This is a genomic window from Agrobacterium sp. K11 (genome assembly GCF_059429395.1).
This window is the reverse complement of record NZ_JCAHRB010000046.1, coordinates 1-1,063: the sequence shown is the minus strand read 5'-3', so window position 1 is coordinate 1,063 and position 1,063 is coordinate 1. Positions and strand designations below refer to the sequence as shown.

Annotated in this window: 1 protein-coding gene; it reads right to left on the bottom strand. The window is 55.1% G+C overall.

What is annotated here, in order from left to right:
* The coding region (locus AC5SEO_RS26870; protein ID WP_495364207.1) for a transglutaminase family protein at positions 1 to 821 on the bottom strand (821 nt) is incomplete at its 3' end.
* Positions 822 to 1,063: the final 242 nt, after the last annotated feature.

The following is a 1,063-nucleotide window of genomic DNA, read 5'->3' as shown; positions in this document are numbered from 1 at the left end:
GTTCCGTCGTAACTTCCCCACAAAGGAACTGCCTGCTTCGGATCCCGCGCCACCCCAACACGGATAAGATCATGGTTGCCCACGATACCGTTGGTTGGGTCGAACTCAGCCCAACCGGCGCCCGGCAAATAGATCTGGCACCACGCATGGGTGGAACCGCCGCCAAGGGTGGTTGATCCGTCTCGGTCTGGAACGTAGATATAGCCCGTGACGAACCTGGCCGCGAATCCAAGTGATCGAGCGGCCTCCATCATAAGTAGCGCGAAGTCGCGGCAGGTTCCCTTGCGAAGCTGCAGCGTCTCGGTCGGCGCTTGCGTTCCATGCTCTTGTCGTCGGGCATAGATGAAACTTTCATGGATGGCGTAGCACAACGTCATCAGCAGGTGCCCGGTTTCAGTGGGTTGCCCGGCTCGCACGAATTGGCGCGCCCATTTACCGACCTGATCATGTGGATCAGCGTAATGGCGCTGGATGGTTCGTTCCAGATCCAGCGCTTCGTCTGGATCATATGAAAACGGGTAAGTCAAAGCGTCCTGATCGATTTGCAGATCAATTGCGACATAGGGTGTATGGTCAAGGCGAATGACGGTTTCGAAGCGGAGCTCACGTGAGGGTTGAGCAAAGCCTATGACTGCGACGCAGTTTCCGAACACATCATGGATCCAACGAAGATAGTCCGGTTCCGGGTCGATGAGGAGTCGGGAGCTCAGCAGCGTCTGATCGAAACTGTCTCTCGGTCTGAACAAAAGTCTGTGCTCTCCGAACTCAACCGGCCGTTTATAACGATAGGACGTGACGTGTCGGACGGTAAATATTGTCATCGATCACCGGGGGGTACGAGGTCCAAGATGGCTGGCACCGTATCACTCTAAAGAAGCACATGCATTGTTACATCGTTCCAGCTGGCATGAGATAATCCGCGCTGGCGATGTCCCCCAACCTATTGGCGACAATCCGGGTGACGTTGAAAACCGTGATGCGGCATATCACCTTGAGCCCGCCCGATTGGTTCGCGACGTTAAGCTAAAATCACTCTTTGTCCACTTTCAGCCGAAGCGAAAGA